Annotated in this window: 15 protein-coding genes and 1 tRNA gene; 10 read left to right on the forward strand and 6 right to left on the reverse strand. The window is 68.3% G+C overall.

What is annotated here, in order from left to right; genetic code table 11:
* The gene (gene hisN, locus AX744_RS14215; protein ID WP_046748386.1) at nucleotides 1-798 is read right to left on the reverse strand and encodes a histidinol-phosphatase; all 798 of its coding nucleotides are present in this window, start codon (nucleotides 796-798) and stop codon (nucleotides 1-3) included.
* Between the two features lie 156 nt (nucleotides 799-954).
* On the opposite strand from hisN, the gene AX744_RS14220 reads away from it, so the two are divergent.
* Both AX744_RS14220 and AX744_RS14225 read left to right on the forward strand, forming a co-directional pair.
* Nucleotides 955-1,027, forward strand: a tRNA-Lys gene (locus AX744_RS14220).
* 262 nt (nucleotides 1,028-1,289) lie between these two features.
* Nucleotides 1,290-2,804, forward strand: a complete 1,515-nt coding sequence (locus AX744_RS14225) for an Ig-like domain-containing protein (protein WP_157543618.1) — start codon at nucleotides 1,290-1,292, stop codon at nucleotides 2,802-2,804.
* Between the two features lie 139 nt (nucleotides 2,805-2,943).
* On the opposite strand, the gene AX744_RS14230 is transcribed toward AX744_RS14225, so the two are convergent.
* From AX744_RS14230 to AX744_RS14245, 4 genes are all read right to left on the reverse strand, one after another.
* Nucleotides 2,944-3,426 (reverse strand): YbaK/EbsC family protein, encoded by a 483-nt coding sequence (locus AX744_RS14230; RefSeq protein ID WP_061017573.1) that lies wholly within the window; start codon nucleotides 3,424-3,426, stop codon nucleotides 2,944-2,946.
* A gap of 76 nt (nucleotides 3,427-3,502) precedes the next feature.
* A complete protein-coding gene (locus AX744_RS14235) occupies nucleotides 3,503-4,732 on the reverse strand; it encodes an MFS transporter (protein ID WP_058630548.1) in 1,230 nt (409 codons plus the stop codon).
* Nucleotides 4,729-5,166, reverse strand: a complete 438-nt coding sequence (locus tag AX744_RS14240; RefSeq protein WP_046748390.1) for a MarR family winged helix-turn-helix transcriptional regulator — start codon at nucleotides 5,164-5,166, stop codon at nucleotides 4,729-4,731. Before AX744_RS14240 ends, AX744_RS14235 begins: the two co-directional genes overlap by 4 nt.
* 35 nt (nucleotides 5,167-5,201) lie before the next feature.
* A complete protein-coding gene (locus tag AX744_RS14245) occupies nucleotides 5,202-5,987 on the reverse strand; it encodes an IclR family transcriptional regulator (protein WP_061017575.1) in 786 nt (261 codons plus the stop codon).
* Nucleotides 5,988-6,091: 104 nt separating this feature from the next.
* Here AX744_RS14245 and AX744_RS14250 point away from each other — a divergent pair, with 104 nt between their 5' ends.
* The 3 genes from AX744_RS14250 to AX744_RS14260 are packed head-to-tail and all read left to right on the forward strand — an operon-like array spanning nucleotide 6,092 to nucleotide 8,712.
* Complete coding sequence (locus tag AX744_RS14250; RefSeq protein WP_046748392.1) at nucleotides 6,092-6,865, forward strand: CoA transferase subunit A; 774 nt, start codon at nucleotides 6,092-6,094, stop codon at nucleotides 6,863-6,865.
* 1 nt (nucleotide 6,866) lies between these two features.
* Nucleotides 6,867-7,535: a CoA transferase subunit B gene (locus AX744_RS14255; protein ID WP_174799781.1), complete on the forward strand. Its 669-nt coding sequence runs from the start codon at nucleotides 6,867-6,869 to the stop codon at nucleotides 7,533-7,535.
* On the forward strand, nucleotides 7,528-8,712 hold the full coding sequence (locus tag AX744_RS14260) for an acetyl-CoA C-acetyltransferase (RefSeq protein ID WP_061017577.1): 1,185 nt from the start codon (nucleotides 7,528-7,530) through the stop codon (nucleotides 8,710-8,712). The genes AX744_RS14255 and AX744_RS14260 overlap by 8 nt, the downstream gene beginning before the upstream one ends.
* Nucleotides 8,713-8,735: 23 nt before the next feature.
* Here the strand turns inward: AX744_RS14260 and AX744_RS14265 are convergent, their stop codons facing one another.
* On the reverse strand, nucleotides 8,736-9,035 hold the full coding sequence (locus tag AX744_RS14265) for a hypothetical protein (protein WP_046748394.1): 300 nt from the start codon (nucleotides 9,033-9,035) through the stop codon (nucleotides 8,736-8,738).
* A 218-nt stretch (nucleotides 9,036-9,253) separates the two neighbouring features.
* Here AX744_RS14265 and AX744_RS14270 point away from each other — a divergent pair, with 218 nt between their 5' ends.
* The 5 genes from AX744_RS14270 (at nucleotide 9,254) to AX744_RS14290 (ending at nucleotide 16,429) form a co-directional block, all read left to right on the forward strand.
* Nucleotides 9,254-10,543 (forward strand): MFS transporter, encoded by a 1,290-nt coding sequence (locus tag AX744_RS14270; RefSeq protein ID WP_061017579.1) that lies wholly within the window; start codon nucleotides 9,254-9,256, stop codon nucleotides 10,541-10,543.
* A 28-nt stretch (nucleotides 10,544-10,571) separates the two neighbouring features.
* A complete protein-coding gene (locus tag AX744_RS14275) occupies nucleotides 10,572-11,978 on the forward strand; it encodes an alpha,alpha-trehalose-phosphate synthase (UDP-forming) (protein WP_061017581.1) in 1,407 nt (468 codons plus the stop codon).
* Nucleotides 11,979-12,029: 51 nt separating this feature from the next.
* Nucleotides 12,030-12,827, forward strand: a complete 798-nt coding sequence (gene otsB, locus AX744_RS14280; protein WP_046748397.1) for a trehalose-phosphatase — start codon at nucleotides 12,030-12,032, stop codon at nucleotides 12,825-12,827.
* Nucleotides 12,828-12,836: 9 nt separating this feature from the next.
* Complete coding sequence (gene ilvD, locus AX744_RS14285; RefSeq protein ID WP_046748398.1) at nucleotides 12,837-14,555, forward strand: dihydroxy-acid dehydratase; 1,719 nt, start codon at nucleotides 12,837-12,839, stop codon at nucleotides 14,553-14,555.
* 71 nt (nucleotides 14,556-14,626) lie between these two features.
* Nucleotides 14,627-16,429 carry an acetolactate synthase large subunit gene (locus AX744_RS14290; RefSeq protein ID WP_058630554.1) on the forward strand — a complete coding sequence of 601 codons (1,803 nt, stop codon included), beginning with the start codon at nucleotides 14,627-14,629 and terminating at the stop codon, nucleotides 16,427-16,429.

The following is a 16,429-nucleotide window of genomic DNA, read 5'->3' on the forward strand; positions in this document are numbered from 1 at the left end:
TCAGCTCTGCGTCAAGCTCAGGAACTCCTCGTGCAGAGTCCCGTTGGTTGCGAGTGTCGAGCGCGCGCTGATCGTCTCCGCGCCGTCGATCGCCGTCATCCGGCCGCCGGCCTCTCGGACGATGGGGACGGCAGCAGCAATGTCGTACTCTTTGACGCCGAACTCGGCCACCATGTCGATGCGGCCCTCCGCAAGGAGCATGTACGAGTACACGTCACCGTACGCTCTGTCCCTCCAGACCCGTGCGGCGACCGCGAGGAGCGTGTCGAGGCGCCCGGCATCCGACCACTGCGCGATGCTCTGGAAGCTCACGCTCGCGTCGTCGAGGGAGGAGACCGAGGACGCCTGGATCCGGCGCGGTCCGTTCTCGCCGTCCGTCCAGGCGCCACCACCGGTCGACGCCCACCAGCGTCGACCGAGCGCCGGCATGCTGACCACACCGACCTGGGGCACGCCGTCCACCGCGAGGGCGATCATCGTTCCCCACAGCGGGACCCCGCGGAGGAAGTTGGCGGTTCCGTCGATCGGGTCGATGATCCACTGGCGCTGAGTGCTGCCCTGGGCGCCGAACTCCTCGCCGAAGATGCCGTCCTCGGGCCGCTCCTGCTCGAGGATGCTGCGGATCGCGCGCTCCGTGGCGAGGTCGGCATCCGTCACATGCGAGTTGTCGGCCTTGGTCGAGATCTCGAGATCCGATGCGTCGAAACGCGGGAGGGACTGGGCGTCCGCGGCGTCAGCCAGGCGGAGCGCGAGTTCGAGGTCGTGACGCAGGGCATCGGCGTGGGGAGAGGTGTTCACGGTCTAAGAATAGTCGTCGACTCCGCGGCGCCCGAGGGCCGAAAGACCATGTCTGTGGTCTCTCATCGTCGCGGCGCGCCCGGGTGCCGACGCCGATTTCACATGGACCCGGTCGGCTGGTAATGTAATTCCTCGGTCGGGGTTATCCCGGTCCACGCACCTCTAGCTCAATCGGCAGAGCAACTGACTCTTAATCAGTGGGTTCTGGGTTCAAGTCCCAGGGGGTGCACGGAACAGCCTCAGTAGATCTCGCCATCTACCGAGGCTTTTCTGCTTCCTGAGCACCTTCCCACGCCTCGTCGAGCACGACTCTGATCGCCTCCTGCTCAGAAGAGTTCGAGAATCGCGTAATAGATCGCGCACCCCGTCGTCTCTCATATGGGGACACATGCCTTGCGCCTCCGTACTGCCGTTCCACAGCGTCAGCACCGAGCCGCGGGCTTCATCAAGAACTGGGGAAGATCTTGTACGAAAGAAATGGCGGCGCCGTCGTGCGCCGAAAGACAACCGCGATGATCGCTGCGGCCGCCGCGGCGCTCACCGCCGTGATCACTCTCGCCGGCGCCGGGAGCGCTTCGGCAGCGGAGTACGACTATCCCGCGGCCATCGATCCTGCGTCGATCACCGTGACGACCGTCAACGGCGGTGGAGGCGTCTCGCAGTGGGATCAGGTGCGTGTCGATGCCGACTGGGCGGTGCCGGACGGAGCGACAGGAGGCCAGACGTTCGGGTTCACACTCCCGAAGGAGTTCGCCCGCGCGGGCACCTCCTTCTCCGTGCCATCGGCTGAGGACCCGAGCGTGGCGATCGCCCAGTGCACGGTGAGCACGGATGCGGCTCCCGTCGTGACGTGCACCCTCACCGACTACGTGAACGGCCGAACCGGCGTCACGGGTTCGCTGTGGTTCGTCGCCTCTGCGGATGAGCAGACGACGCAGTCGACCGTCGAGTTCACCGTCGACGGCACGATCACACCGGTCGAGCTCCCCGGCGGGGGGATCGGACCCTCCGCACCGCTGCCCACCGAACCGCAGAAGTGGTCCTGGCAGACGGACGACGGCAGGATCGCGTGGGAACTGGCCCTCCCGGGAGCGAGCTTCGCCGGAGCGGAGTCGATCGTGATCGATGACACCCTCGTCGGCGCCGGTGACGGGCTCGCCGAGCACCACAACGAGGACGGCCAGCTCGCTGTGCGCAGCGCCACCATGCAGGATCAGGACTCGCAGACGATCACGGACTGGACGGGGTCGTGGAACGCTGAGGGCACGGCATTCCACCTCGAGATCCCCGGTCCGATCGACCCGACCCGGATCTACTTCGTCAAGTACTTCACCGTGCCGAGCACGCATGTGGACGGGGCGACCTTCGCCAACACCGCCGACGTGAACGGGATCAAGCTCGAGGACAAGGAAGTGTGGAACGTCACGGGCGGGGGAACCGGCGACGGCGACGCCACCGGGGCATTCACCGTGACCAAGGCGATGTCCGGATCCGGCGCGCCGACTGTGCCCGCCGACTCCGTGTACACGGTGCGGTACAGCTACGGCGATCCGGTCGTCGAGCGTACGGTCGCCATCACCGCCGGCGCCACCTCGCCGCTGATCACGCTGCCCGCCGGCACCGTGGTCACCCTCGTCGAGCTCACCCCGCCCGCGATCGAAGGCATCGACTGGGGAACACCCGCGTTCTCGGGCACAGGTGTGCAGGTACGTCCCGACGGTGGAGCGCAGATCACGGTCGGCGCCGGTGCGACTCTCTCGGTGACCCTCACCAACTCCGCGACCGCGACGCCGCCGGTCATTCCGCCGACGACACCGCCGACGACACCGCCGCCCGTGGTCTCTCCGCCGAAGGAGCTACCCCTCACGGGCGGATCGTCGCTGGCGACCACGGGCGCCGATGCCCCCGGTGGGCTGCTGTGGGCCGGAGGATCGGCGCTCCTGCTCGGAATCGCCCTCACCCTGCTCGGAGCCGTTCGTGCTCGGAAGCGGGCAGCACACAGCTGATCGTCGAGAGAGCCGGGTCGTGGAGCATGCGCTTCGCGACCCGGCTCTCAGGGCGAACCGCAGCGTGTCCGGATGCGGGCCCGGCCCCTGCGTGAGGTGAGGGGGCGGAACTCACGCGACGGAGATCACGCGATAGAGGTCACGCGACGGAGATCGCTGTTCCCCGGGTCAGGGCGGCGAGCTGGTCGAAGGTCAAGGGCATGACCGTGTGGGGATGGCCTGCCGCCGCCCACAGCTCGTCGTGGGCCCGCAACGCCTCATCGATGTAGGTGCGAAGCGGTGTCGGGTGACCGATGGGTGCGACGCCGCCGATGACCTGGCCGGTGGCCGAGCGGACCAGGGCGGGCGGAGCCATCGTCACCTCCTCCGCGTCGATGCTCGCCTTCAGCGCGTCGAGGTCTACCCGGTGCCCGCCGCTGGTCATGACCAGCACAGGCACATCGTCCGCGACGAAGACCAGGCTGTTGGCGATCGCCGCGATCTCACAGCCGATCGCGGCGGCTGCTTCGGCTGCGGTTCGTGCAGACTCGGGGAGCACCCGGATCCGGACATCGACGCCTGCCTCCAGGAGCTGCCGGTGCACCTGCCTGCTGCGTTCGGGGAGTGCGGGGGTCTCGGTCATCGATCCACGATATCCAACGCTCGTGCCCTGGCGTCGGAGCAGTCTTCGGCGACCACTCCGACGCCAGGAGTCCGGATCAGCCGGCGTCTCCCACCAGGATGGCCGCCGCATCCTCCGTCACCGTGTCGTCGGGCTCGTCGTCGATGTGGGCGAGTACCCGCCGACCCAGGAAGACGGTGAGCGCGGCCAGCAGGACAGAGGCCGCGGCGAACAGATAGGGAACCGTTGCGTTGAACGCGTGCCACAGGAGGGCGGCGATCGGGGGAGCCATGGCGCCGCCGAGGAACCGGACGGCGGAGTACGCCGACGAAGCGACGGAGCGCGGCAGATCGGTCGCCTCCATCACCGCTTCGGTGAGCACGGTGTTCATCACGCCGAGCAGAAGCCCGCCCACCACGATGCAGGTGACCAGCGCCGCGGCATTCTCCACCACGAGCCCGGCAGCGATCAGATCGACCGCCAACAGGGGGAGGACGACCAGGATGATGCGCGTCCTGGGCATGCGGCGCATGAGGAGAGGTGCGACCCAGACGCTGGTGACCGCGAGTGCGACTCCCCAGCCGAAGAAGGTGAAGCCGATGCCCATCGCGCCGAAGCCCAGCGGGAACGGGGAGAAGGCCAGGAGGACGAAGAAGCCGATGTTGTAGAACAGGGCCGTGACCGCGAGCACCGCGAGTGCCGGGCGGCGCAAGGCGCTGAACGGTGCGGAGAATTTGACGGGCTGGCGCTTCTCGCCCGGGCCGCGCAGCAGGACCAGCACGGCGACGAAGGCGATCGCCATCAGCGCGACCACTCCGAAGAACGGTCCACGCCAGCTCTGCTCGCCGAGGAGGCCGCCGAGGAGCGGACCGACGGCGATGCCCAGGCCGAGGGCGGCCTCATAGAGGACGATGGCCGCGCTGCTGCCGCCTGACGCGGCACCGACGATCGTGGCGAGGGCCGTCGAGATGAAGAGCGCGTTACCCAGGCCCCACCCAGCACGGAAGCCGATGACGGCGTCGACGCTGCCGCTCAGTGCGCAGAGCAGTGCGAACACCACGATCAGCGCGAGTCCGATGAGCAGCGTCGCCTTGGCCCCGATGCGGCTGGAGATCCAGCTGGTCACGAGCATCGCGAGACCGGTCACGAGGAGATAGCTGGTGAAGAGCAGCTCGGTCTCGACGGGAGAGGCCTGCAGCGATTCGGCGATCGCGGGCAGGATCGGGTCGACGAGTCCGATGCCCATGAAGGCGACGACGCACGCGAATGCGACGGCCCAGACCTGGGCCGGTTGTTTCCACACCGAGGGGGTGGCGGCGGTGTTCACCGAGGTTCTCCTGTTCGATCAGTGGCGGTATGCGCGGCGAGGATCTCCGCCGCACGTGTGAGGGCGGCCCACTCCTCGTCGTCCAGAGCGGCGAAGCGTGGAGCGAGAGTGTCGCGGAACTCGGCTCGCCAGGCGGCGAGCGCCGAGGTCCCCTGCGCGGTGATGTCGACGACGGTCGCGCGGGAATCGTCCGGGTCGGGGGAGCGGAGGATGAGTCCTTCTCGCTCCAGGCCGCCGAGGAGACGCGTCATTCCGGGTTGGGTCGTCCGTGCGGCGGCAGCCAGTTCGCCGACGCGCCGGGAGCCTGCCTGCTCGAGCAGGCTCAGCACACGCCACTGCGCCGCTGGCGCGTCGTTTCCGGCGTCCTGCGCGGCGATACGGCCGAGCGCGTACGCCGAGAGCACCAGGGAGGGGATGACGTCCGTGCGATTCATACCAGCAAGTATATACCCACTGGTATGAATAACGGTCAGCGTCGGGCGGTGGCGATGCGCGCGGAGAGTTGATGTGCGTGTGCCAGGAGGGTACGGCCGAGCTCGGCCATCCGGTCAGGGCCGAAGCGGAACTCCACACCGGTGAGGCTCAATGCCCATTCGGGGCGCCCCGAGCGATCGAACACGGCGGCGCCGAGTCCCCAGCTGCCTTCGACGATCAATCCGGGGTTCACCGCGTATCCCCGTTCCTTGGTCTCCGCGAGGCGCGCGCGAAGGGGGCGCATGCCGTGGGCACGTCCCCACGCGCTCTCGAGGTCCGGGTGACGCTCGAGGTAGCCATCCACATCGTGGTCCGGAAGGAAGGCGAGAATGGCGAGGCCCGCGCTCGCGACGCCCAAAGGGAAGCGGACGCCCTCGCTCAGCACGAAGGAACGGATGGGGAACGAGCCTTCCTCGCGGAGGAGGCAGACCGTCTCGTCCGCTCGACGTACGGAGAGGAACGCGCTCTCCTCGGTCTTGACGGCGAGTGAGCGGACCACGTCGCGGGCGAGAGCAGTCACGTCGTACCGAGCGGCCGCGACGGATCCCATCAGGAAGAGCTCAGGACCGGGCATCCACCGGGTGCTCTCGCCATCACGGTCGACCAGGCCCTCGGCGCGGAGAGCACTCAGCAGGCGGTGCGCTGTGGAGCGCGAGAGGTCTGCGCCGCGCGCCAGCTCCTGCAGCGAGGCGCCCTCGGCGCCGGCGGCCGTCACCAGACGCAGCAGGCGTGCGGCTCTGGCGATGGCCTGAGCGCCGGGCACGGCTGCAAGAGGTTCCATGATGTGGACGCTACCTCTAGGTTCTGCCACATCACAAGATCCTGCTTCTCCGGGCGGGTGCTCTGGACGGATGCTGGGGAGAGCACGGGATCGAAGGAGCCGACGTGATCGACAAGCACTGGGAGTCTGCCGAGGCAGCTGTCGCCGACATCAGGGATGGGGCGTCGCTGGCGGTCGGCGGCTTCGGTCTCTCCGGTAACCCGATCGCACTCATCGAGGCGCTCCTCGCACAGGGCACCACGGGCCTGAGCGTCGTGAGCAACAACTGCGGGGTCGACGACTGGGGTCTGGGTGTGCTGTTGGGCGCGCGGCGGATCCGCAAGATGACCTCGTCTTATGTGGGCGAGAACAAGGAGTTCGAGCGTCAGTTCTTGAGCGGGGAACTGGAGCTCGAACTCACACCGCAGGGAACCCTCGCCGAGAAGCTCCGCGCCGGCGGGTCGGGGATCGCCGCCTTCTACACCCAGACCGGGGTCGGCACACAGGTGGCAGAGGGGGGACTGCCGCGCAGGTACAACCCCGACGGCACGATCGCCGTCGCCTCGGCCCCCAAAGACGTGCGCACCTTCGAGGTCGACGGGGCCCCGCGTGAGTTCGTCCTCGAGGAGGCGATCACCACCGACTTCGCTCTCGTGCACGCCGCCCGCGGCGACCGACACGGCAACCTCGTGTTCAACAAGGCTGCGCGCAACTTCAACCCGCTCGCAGCCATGGCGGGACGGGTCTGCATCGCTCAAGTCGAACAGCTGGTGGAACCGGGGGAGCTCGACCCCGATGGCATCCACCTTCCCGGCGTCTTCGTGCACCGCGTCGTCGAGGTCGGCACCGACATCCCCAAGCGCATCGAACGGCGCACCGTCGCCGTGGAAGGAGCCTGACATGGCACTGACCCGCGAGCAGATGGCCGCCCGCGCTGCGGCCGAGCTGCAGGACGGCGCCTACGTGAACCTCGGCATCGGTCTCCCCACTCTGGTGCCCAATCACGTGCCGCCCGGTGTCACCGTGGTCCTGCAGTCGGAGAACGGCATCCTCGGCGTCGGCCCCTATCCGCGGGAGGACGCGGTCGATCCCGACCTGATCAATGCGGGAAAGGAGACGGTGACCGCTCTCCCCGGGGCGGCTTTCTTCGACTCGGCGACCAGTTTCGGCATGATCCGAGGCGGCAAGATCGATGCCGCGATCCTCGGGGCGATGCAGGTCTCGTCAGCGGGAGACCTCGCGAACTGGATGATCCCCGGCAAGATGGTCAAGGGCCCTGGCGGTGCCATGGATCTGGTCCACGGCGCCGGCCGGGTCATCGTGCTCATGGAGCATGTCGCGAAAGACGGCTCCGCGAAGATCGTCGAGGAGTGCTCCCTGCCGTTGACGGGTCGAGGTGTCGTCGACCGGATCATCACCGACCTCGCCGTGATCGACGTGACATCGGAGGGACTCGTGCTCGTCGAGACCGCGCCGGACGTCACGGTCGATGACGTCGTCGCCGCGACGGAGCCACCCCTCATCGTCTCCCGCGCACTGCACAACGGAAGGACCACGCACCATGACTGAGAACGACGTCGTCATCGTCGCCGCTGCTCGCACCCCACAGGGACGCCTCAAGGGGCAGCTCTCCGCGTTCACAGCGCCTCAGCTCGGATCACTGGCGATCCGCGGCGCGCTCGAACAGGCCACGATCGACCCCGACGATGTCGAAGCCGTCATCGTCGGTCAGGTGCTCGCGGCCGGATCGGGACAGAACGCGGCGCGGCAGGCGGCGATCGGCGCGGGCATCGGATGGGACGTGCCGGCGCACTCGGTGAACAAGGTCTGTCTGTCGGGGCTGACGGCGATCATCGACGCCGCACGCATGATCCGCACGGGTGATGCCGAAGTGGTCGTCGCCGCGGGCATGGAGTCCATGACGCGCGCCCCGCACCTGCTGATGGGTTCCCGCGACGGCTGGACATACGGAAGCGTCGAGGTGCTCGACCACATGGCCTACGACGGGCTCACCGACGCGTACGACCAGGAGAGCATGGGAGCATCGACGGAACGGCACAACGCGCGTTTCGGACTCACCAGGGCGGCGCAGGACCAGGTCGCGGCTCTCTCCCACCAGCGCGCGACGGCAGCGCAGGAGTCGGGAGTGTTCGACGCGGAGATCGTCGCCGTGGACGTTCCTCAACGACGGGGTGAGCCCGTGCGCGTGACGAAGGACGAGGGCGTACGACCCGACACGACCGTGCAGACGCTTTCGGGACTCAGAGCGGCGTTCGCGGAAGGCGGCTCGATCACCGCCGGTAACTCATCGCCGATCTCCGACGGTGCCTCCGCGGTCGTGCTGACGACCCGCGGCGTCGCGACGGTGAAGGGCTGGCCCGTGCTGGCGACCGTCGGTGCGAGCGGTCAGACGGCAGGACCGGACAACTCGCTGCAGGCGCAACCGGCGCGGGCGATCGAGCGTGCGTGCGCCAAACAGGGCATCTCGCCGTCCGATCTCGATCTGGTCGAGATCAACGAGGCCTTCGGCGCCGTCGTCGCACGTTCTCAGGACGAGCTGGGCATCGACGAGAGCATCGTGAACATCCATGGTGGCGGCATCGCGATCGGTCACCCCATCGGATCCTCAGGCAACAGGCTCGTCGTGCACCTCGCGCACGAGCTGGCACGTCGGGGCGCGGGGACCGCGGCGGTCGGACTGTGCGGCGGCGGCGGTCAGGGAGAGGCGCTCATCCTCACCCGATGACGACGGTCCCGGCCAGCGGCCGATCAGGGACGTGAGTCTTTAGCGTGGTCCTGCGTGTCGGCGAGGGCCTTCTGCGAGCGGAACTGCAGTCGCTGGGCCTTCTTCGCCTTCTTGACCGACTGCGGGGAGTCGGCGTCCACCAGCACACCGCGACGTTCGCGGTTCATGTCGATCACGGCGCCGACGGCGAGGGCCATCGTGATGCCCCAGCTCACCCAGGACAGCACGGCACGCCAGGTGACGGGCTGCTCGCGGGTGCCGCGCAGCAGGGAGACTCCGGCGGAGATCGCAGCGACAAGTCCGGTGCTGAAGAGGTAGCGCATTCCCCCACGCTACCTTCCCGCACCCTTGGTCGCATGGAGCCTTGACAAGCCCCCGGTGGATCCGGCAGGGAACGAGCTGACGGACGGCACTCGGGCGCACCCGCTATCATGGCCTGGTCGCGGCTCGCCCGCGGCCGCACAACCGTGTATCTACCGGCCGTCGGCATTCCGGCGGACAGCGGCGGCACCCGACATCGCGTCTTCGACGCGCGAGAGCCATGACACGCGCAACAGCATCGCAGCAAATCGCCGAGCCGACTCTTCTCCGTCTCGCCGGCCTTCCCTACTTCCTCATCGCCTTCATCGCCCGGCTGCCGTTCGCGATGATGGTCGTCGGCGTGCTGACGGTCGTCGTCTCCGCGCGGGGCTCCCTCTCGCTCGGAGGTCTCACCTCTGCGGCCGTGGGTCTCGGCACCGCATGCTTCGGGCCTCTGCTCGGGGCAGCAGCCGATCGCTTCGGGCAGCGGGTCGTGCTGATGGTGCTCGCTGTCGCGAACGCGGCCATGCTTCTGCTGTTCACCGTGGTCGTCTACGGAACGGCGCCGGACGGATTCGTGCTGCTCGCCGCCGTCGGCATCGGGGCGAGCGCCCCGCAGGTCGCTCCGCTCTCACGGTCGCGGCTCGTGACGATCATCAGCGAACGAATGGCGGAGTCCCGCCGTGCGAAGACGGTGTCGGGCACGATGGCCTACGAGTCGGCGGCGGACGAGACGGTGTTCGTGTTCGGGCCGTTCCTGGTCGGGATCCTGGCGTCGGCGGTCGCGCCGTGGGCTCCGCTGGTCGGTGCGGCCGTCCTCACCGTGGTCTTCGTGGGTGCCTTCGCGCTGCATCCCAGCGGTCGACACGTCTCGCAGGATCGCGACGCCGACGGGAAGGCGCCTTCGGCCGTCTCCGAGCTGTTCCGGCCCCAGCTGCTGATCGTGGTGGTCGGCATCCTCGGCGTCGGCATCTTCTTCGGCACGATGCTCACCTCGCTGACGTCGTTCATGGCCGACCGCGGGGCGCCGGAGCAGGCCGGCCTCCTCTACGGGGTCATGGGCGTGGGGTCCGCCATCCTCGCACTCGGTGTCGCATGGCTTCCCCCGCGATTCTCGATGCGCGCGCGGTGGCTCGTGTTCTCCGGGATCCTGCTGGCGGGCACGCTGCTGCTCGGATTGGTCGACACCCCCGGCACCATGATGCTGGCGCTCGCGATCATGGGCATCGGCATCGGTCCCACTCTCGTCACGCAGTACAGCTTCGGTGCGGCCCGCAGTCCCCGGGGACGCTCCGCCACCGTCATGACGATGCTCGGCTCCGGCGTCGTCGTCGGGCAGTCCATCGGAGCCGCCTTCGCGGGTGAGATCGCCGAGAACGTCGGCACGCCCGCTGCGCTGTTGCTGCCGATGATCGCGGCACTGATCGCCTTCATCGCGGGTGTGGCGAACTGGTTCCTCAGCGGTAGAGGGGACGCGAGGCCCGCGTCAACCCCTGACGCGCGATCCGCGGAGATCGACGTTCCTCGGTAGCCTGGAGGAAACCCCGGGAGGAGCCCTCGTGGCCGCAGCAGATTTCGTCGTCGTCGCCAACCGCCTGCCCGTCGATCGGGTGGTGGGTCCCGGAGGTGAGGAGACCTGGCGCACGTCTCCCGGTGGTCTCGTCGCCGCGCTCGAGCCGATGATGCGCAGTGTGCACGGGGCCTGGGTGGGCTGGCCCGGCCAGGCCGACGTCGAGCTGGAGCCGTTCGCGGCCGACGGCATCGACCTGATACCGGTGACGCTCAGCGCTCAGGAGGTCGCCGAGTACTACGAAGGCTTCGCGAACGACACCATCTGGCCGCTCTATCACGATGTGATCGCGCCGCCGCAGTACCACCGGGAATGGTGGGAGGCATACGTGACGGTGAACCGCCGCTTCGCCGAGGCTGCTGCCGCCGCGGTCGCGAAGGACGGCACCGTGTGGGTGCACGACTACCAGCTCCAGCTCGTGCCGCAGATGGTGCGGGAACTGCGGTCCGACGTCACCATCGGCTACTTCCACCACATCCCGTTCCCCGCTCACGGTCTGTACGCGCAGCTGCCCTGGCGCGACCAGGTGCTGCGCGGACTCCTCGGCGCCGACGTCATCGGCTTCCAGCGCGCGCAGGACGCCACCTACTTCCTGACCGCCGTGCGCCGCCGCTTGCGCTACGAGGTCAAGGGCTCGCACGTCGCGGTGCCGGAGGGCGAGCAGACCAGGACGGCGGTGGCGAGAGCCTTCCCGATCTCCATCGACACCGACCCCTACCTCGAGCTCGCGGCCAGGGAGGACATCCAGGCCAGAGCCGCCGAGATCAGAGCCAGCCTCGGCAACCCCAAGCGCATCCTGCTCGGCGTCGACAGACTCGACTACACGAAGGGCATCCGGCACCGCATCAAGGCCTATGGCGAACTGCTCGAGGACGGGCGACTGAACGTCGAGGACGTGACACTGGTGCAGGTCGCGAGTCCCAGCCGCGAGCGGGTCGATGCCTACGTGCACCTGCGGGACGAGATCGAGCTCGCCGTGAGCCGCATCAACGGCGACAACGACACCATGGGGCACTCCGCCATCCGGTACCTGCACCAGGGGTATCCGCGCGAGGAGATGGTCGCGCTCTACCTGGCGGCGGATGTCATGCTCGTGACCGCGCTCCGCGACGGTATGAACCTCGTGGCCAAGGAGTACGTCGCCACCAGGGCCGACAATCGCGGCGTGCTCGTGCTGAGCGAGTTCACGGGAGCGGCGGACGAGCTGCGCCAGGCCGTGCGCGTCAACCCGCACGACATCGAAGGTCTCAAGGACGCGATCATGACCGCCGTGGACATGCCGGCGGGCGAGCAGTCGCGTCGCATGCGCTCGCTCCGGCGCCGGGTGCTCGACAACGACGTGACCGCGTGGTCGTCGTCGTTCCTCGCCGCGTTGGCGGAGGTGCGCGGTCGCTGAGCCCGCGCACGGCCCGCGATACTGGGAGAGCCCCCTTCGATTGGAGAATCCGTGACGCGCCCTTGGACCCCTGGAACAGCCGATGACGACCTGAGCGCTCTGGCCGGCACTGCACGGCTTGTGGTCGCGCTCGACTTCGACGGCACGGCATCGCCGCTGGTCCCGGATCCGATGGCAGCCAGAGCCCTTCCCGAAGTCGCCGTCCAGGTCGACCGCCTCGCCGCTCTTCCGGACACCGTCGTCGCCTACGTCTCCGGACGCAGCATGCATGACCTCCGTGTCATCACGGAGCACACCGACGACTCCGCGATCGCCTTGGCCGGATCGCACGGCGCCCAGTACTGGTTCCCGGGGGAGGGCGACGCTGATGCTCCCGGCGAGCCGACGGACGATGGTGCTCGTGAGGAGCTGTGGGCGGCGGCGAAGCCGATCATCGACCGATATGAAGGCGCCGAGTTCGAGCCCAAGACCTTCGGCATGGGCGTGCACACCCGTCGTGCCGACCGCGAGACCGAGGAGCGCGTCTTCGCCGAGATCGATGCCCTCGTCGCGGAGCGGTTCCCGCACTGGAGACGGCGTTCGGGCCACAGGGTGCTCGAGTTCTCGTCGCGAACGGAGGGCAAGGACGCGGCGATGGCCGCTCTCCGCGAGAGGTTCGACGCCACCGGGATCCTCTTCGCCGGCGACGATGTGACGGACGAGGATGCGATGCGTGTGCTGCAGCCCGGCGACCTCGGCGTCCGGGTCGGGCCGGGGGAGAGCGCCGCGACCCTTCGTGTGGACTCTCCACAACAGATCGCCGAGCTTCTGGAGGCGTTGGCGGACGAACGTGCCTCTCGGCGGCAATAGACTTCCGTCATGTCCTCGCATGATCCCTCCAGCAGCGCGCCCATCGACATCAAGCCCCGCAGCCGCGTCGTCACCGACGGCATCGAGGCCACGACCTCCCGCGGTATGCTCCGTGCCGTCGGCATGGGCGACGCCGACTGGGACAAGCCGCAGATCGGCATCGCGTCCAGCTGGAACGAGATCACTCCCTGCAACCTGAGCCTCGACCGTCTTGCTCAGGGGGCGAAGGAGGGCGTGCACTCCGGCGGCGGGTACCCGCTGCAGTTCGGAACCATCTCCGTCTCGGACGGCATCTCGATGGGCCACGAGGGGATGCACTTCTCACTCGTCTCCCGCGAGGTCATCGCCGACTCGGTCGAGACCGTGATGATGGCCGAGCGCCTGGACGGCTCCGTCCTGCTCGCCGGCTGCGACAAGTCGATCCCCGGCATGCTCATGGCCAGCGCCCGCCTCGACCTGTCGAGTGTCTTCCTCTACGCCGGGTCGATCGCGCCGGGCTGGGTCAAGCTCTCCGACGGCACCGAGAAGGACGTCACGATCATCGACTCGTTCGAGGCGGTCGGCGCCTGCCGTGCCGGCCTGATGAGCGAGGAAGACCTCAAGCGCATCGAGTGCGCCATCGCTCCCGGTGAGGGAGCATGCGGCGGCATGTACACCGCCAACACCATGGCCTCCGTCGCCGAGGCACTCGGGCTCAGCCTGCCGGGCTCCGCCGCGCCGCCCGCTGCCGACCGCCGTCGCGACTACTTCGCGCATCGGTCGGGCGAGGCCGTCGTCAACCTGCTCCGTCAGGGCATCACGACGCGCGACATCCTCACCAAGGAGGCGTTCGAGAACGCGATCGCCCTCGCGATGGCCCTCGGCGGCTCGACCAACGTCGTCCTCCACCTCCTCGCCATCGCGCGAGAGGCCGAGGTCGAGCTGAGTCTTCACGACTTCAACCGCATCGGCGACAAGGTCCCGCACGTGGCCGACATGAAGCCGTTCGGCAAGTACGTCATGAACGACGTCGACCGCCACGGCGGCATCCCCGTGATCATGAAGGCCATGCTCGACGAGGGCCTCCTGCACGGCGACGCGCTCACGGTCACCGGCAAGACGCTCGCCGAGAACCTCGCGGACCTCGACCCGCAGCCGATCGACGGCGAGGTCATCCACACGTTCGACAACCCGATCCACGCCACGGGCGGGCTCACGATCCTGCACGGCTCGCTCGCCCCGGAGGGTGCCGTCGTCAAGACGGCGGGTTTCGACGCGGCGGTGTTCGAGGGACCGGCCCGCGTGTTCGAGCGCGAGCGCGCGGCCATGGATGCCGTGGCCGAGGGCGAGATCGAACCCGGCACGGTGATCGTGATCCGCTACGAGGGACCCAAGGGTGGACCGGGCATGCGGGAGATGCTCGCGATCACCGCGGCCATCAAGGGCGCTGGACTCGGAAAAGATGTACTACTCTTGACGGACGGACGATTCTCAGGCGGCACAACCGGCCTGTGCATCGGCCACATAGCACCCGAAGCGGTGGACGCAGGTCCTATCGCCTTCGTGCGCGATGGTGATCTGATACGGGTCGATATCGCAGCTCGCTCTCTCGATCTACTCGTCGACGAGGCAGAGCTCGCCTCCCGCCGCTCTGGCTGGGAGCCGCTTCCCCCGCGCTACACCCGAGGCGTTCTTGCCAAGTACTCGCGCCTCGTGCGGTCCGCCGCCGAGGGAGCGACCACCGGCTGATCCATCGACAGGCTCAGGAACCCGGCCGATCGGACATCCGGCGTCCTCCACAGATCATCAGAAGGAAAGTCATGACTGCTGATTCCGCCCCGGCCGTGCCGAGGCCGCCCGCCCGTCAACCTGCCGCACCGGAGATCACGGGCGCTGAGGCCGTGGTCCGCTCGCTCGAGCTGCTCGGCGTCACCGACGTGTTCGGGCTTCCTGGCGGGGCCATCCTCCCCGTCTACGACCCGCTGATGGACGCTTCCGAGCTCCGTCACATCCTGGTTCGTCACGAGCAGGGAGCCGGGCACGCGGCCGAGGGGTACGCGTCCGCATCCGGCAAGGTGGGCGTGTGCATCGCGACCTCCGGTCCCGGCGCGACCAACCTCGTGACCGCGATTGCCGACGCCTACATGGATTCGGTGCCGATGCTCGCGATCACCGGTCAGGTGTTCTCGACCCTCATGGGGACGGATGCGTTCCAGGAGGCCGACATCGTGGGCATCACGATGCCGATCACCAAGCACTCCTTCCTCGTGAAGGACGCGGCGGACATCCCGGGCGCGATCGCTGCGGCGTACGAGATCGCCGGCACCGGGCGCCCCGGTCCGGTGCTGGTCGACATCACCAAGGACGCGCAGCAGGCGACCGCGCCCTTCGTGTGGCCGCCCAAGATCGACCTGCCCGGCTACCGTCCTGTGACCAAGGCGCACGGGAAGCAGATCCAGGCCGCGGCGGCCCTTCTCGCCGAAGCCAAGAAGCCGGTGCTGTACGTGGGTGGCGGCGTGATCCGCGGCAAGGCGTCCGCAGAACTCCTCGAACTCGCCGAGTCCACCGGCGCCCCGGTCGTCACGACGCTGATGGCCCGTGGTGCTTTCCCGGACTCGCACCCGCAGCACCTCGGCATGCCCGGCATGCACGGCACGGTTCCCGCTGTGCTCGCTCTGCAGGAGGCCGATCTCCTCGTCTCGCTCGGTGCGCGGTTCGACGACCGTGTCACGGGTAAGGCGGCGCTGTTCGCACCCAACGCGAAGGTCGTCCACGTCGACATCGACCCGGCGGAGATCTCCAAGATCCGCACGGCCGACGTGCCGATCGTCGGCGATGTGCGCGACGTGCTCACCGACCTCGACGCGGCGTTCCGTGGCGCGACGGCCGACACGAAGCCCGACATCGAGGAGTGGTGGTCGTACCTCGACGGTCTGCGTACCGAGTTCCCGCTGGGATTCGCGCCGACGACCGACGGTCTGCTCGCTCCTCAGCACGTGATCCAGCGCATCGGCGAGCTCACCGGGCCGGAGGGCATCTTCGCCTCCGGAGTCGGCCAGCACCAGATGTGGGCTGCGCAGTTCATCAAGTACGAGCGTCCGAACGCCTGGCTGAACTCCGGCGGTGCCGGAACGATGGGCTACTCGGTGCCGGCAGCCATGGGTGCCAAGGTCGCCGAGCCCGATCGTCCGGTCTGGGCGATCGACGGCGACGGCTGCTTCCAGATGACCAATCAGGAGCTCGCGACCTGCACGATCAACAACATCCCGATCAAGGTCGCGATCATCAACAATTCCTCGCTGGGCATGGTGCGCCAGTGGCAGACGCTGTTCTACGACGGACGTCACTCGAACACCGATCTCAACACCGGTCACGGAACGATCCGCATCCCCGACTTCGTGAAGCTCGCCGAAGCCTACGGCTGCCTCGCGATCCGCGTGGAGAAGGAGGAAGAGGTCGACGCCGCCATCAAGCTCGCACTCGAGACGAACGATCGGCCTGTGGTGATCGACTTCGTGGTGAGTGCCGATTCCATGGTGTGGCCGATGGTGCCGCAGGGAGTCAGCAACAGCTACGTCCAGTACGCCCGCGAGCACGCGCCCGCATTCGACGAGGAGGACTGA

The organism is Microbacterium sp. CCH5-D1, from assembly GCF_001557335.1.
GTDB lineage: Bacteria > Actinomycetota > Actinomycetes > Actinomycetales > Microbacteriaceae > Microbacterium > Microbacterium oxydans.

What these genes read in the sequence shown, in the direction of transcription:
- AX744_RS14230 (WP_061017573.1), bottom strand. Translation starts at nt 3,426, where the DNA reads ATGACCGAGACCCCCGCACTCCCCGAACGCAGCAGGCAGGTGCACCGG.
- AX744_RS14240 (WP_046748390.1), bottom strand. Translation starts at nt 5,166, where the DNA reads ATGAATCGCACGGACGTCATCCCCTCCCTGGTGCTCTCGGCGTACGCG.
- AX744_RS14245 (WP_061017575.1), bottom strand. Translation starts at nt 5,987, where the DNA reads ATGGAACCTCTTGCAGCCGTGCCCGGCGCTCAGGCCATCGCCAGAGCC.
- AX744_RS14255 (WP_174799781.1), top strand. Translation starts at nt 6,867, where the DNA reads ATGGCACTGACCCGCGAGCAGATGGCCGCCCGCGCTGCGGCCGAGCTG.
- AX744_RS14260 (WP_061017577.1), top strand. Translation starts at nt 7,528, where the DNA reads ATGACTGAGAACGACGTCGTCATCGTCGCCGCTGCTCGCACCCCACAG.
- AX744_RS14265 (WP_046748394.1), bottom strand. Translation starts at nt 9,035, where the DNA reads ATGCGCTACCTCTTCAGCACCGGACTTGTCGCTGCGATCTCCGCCGGA.
- AX744_RS14270 (WP_061017579.1), top strand. Translation starts at nt 9,254, where the DNA reads ATGACACGCGCAACAGCATCGCAGCAAATCGCCGAGCCGACTCTTCTC.
- ilvD (WP_046748398.1), top strand. Translation starts at nt 12,837, where the DNA reads ATGTCCTCGCATGATCCCTCCAGCAGCGCGCCCATCGACATCAAGCCC.
- AX744_RS14290 (WP_058630554.1), top strand. Translation starts at nt 14,627, where the DNA reads ATGACTGCTGATTCCGCCCCGGCCGTGCCGAGGCCGCCCGCCCGTCAA.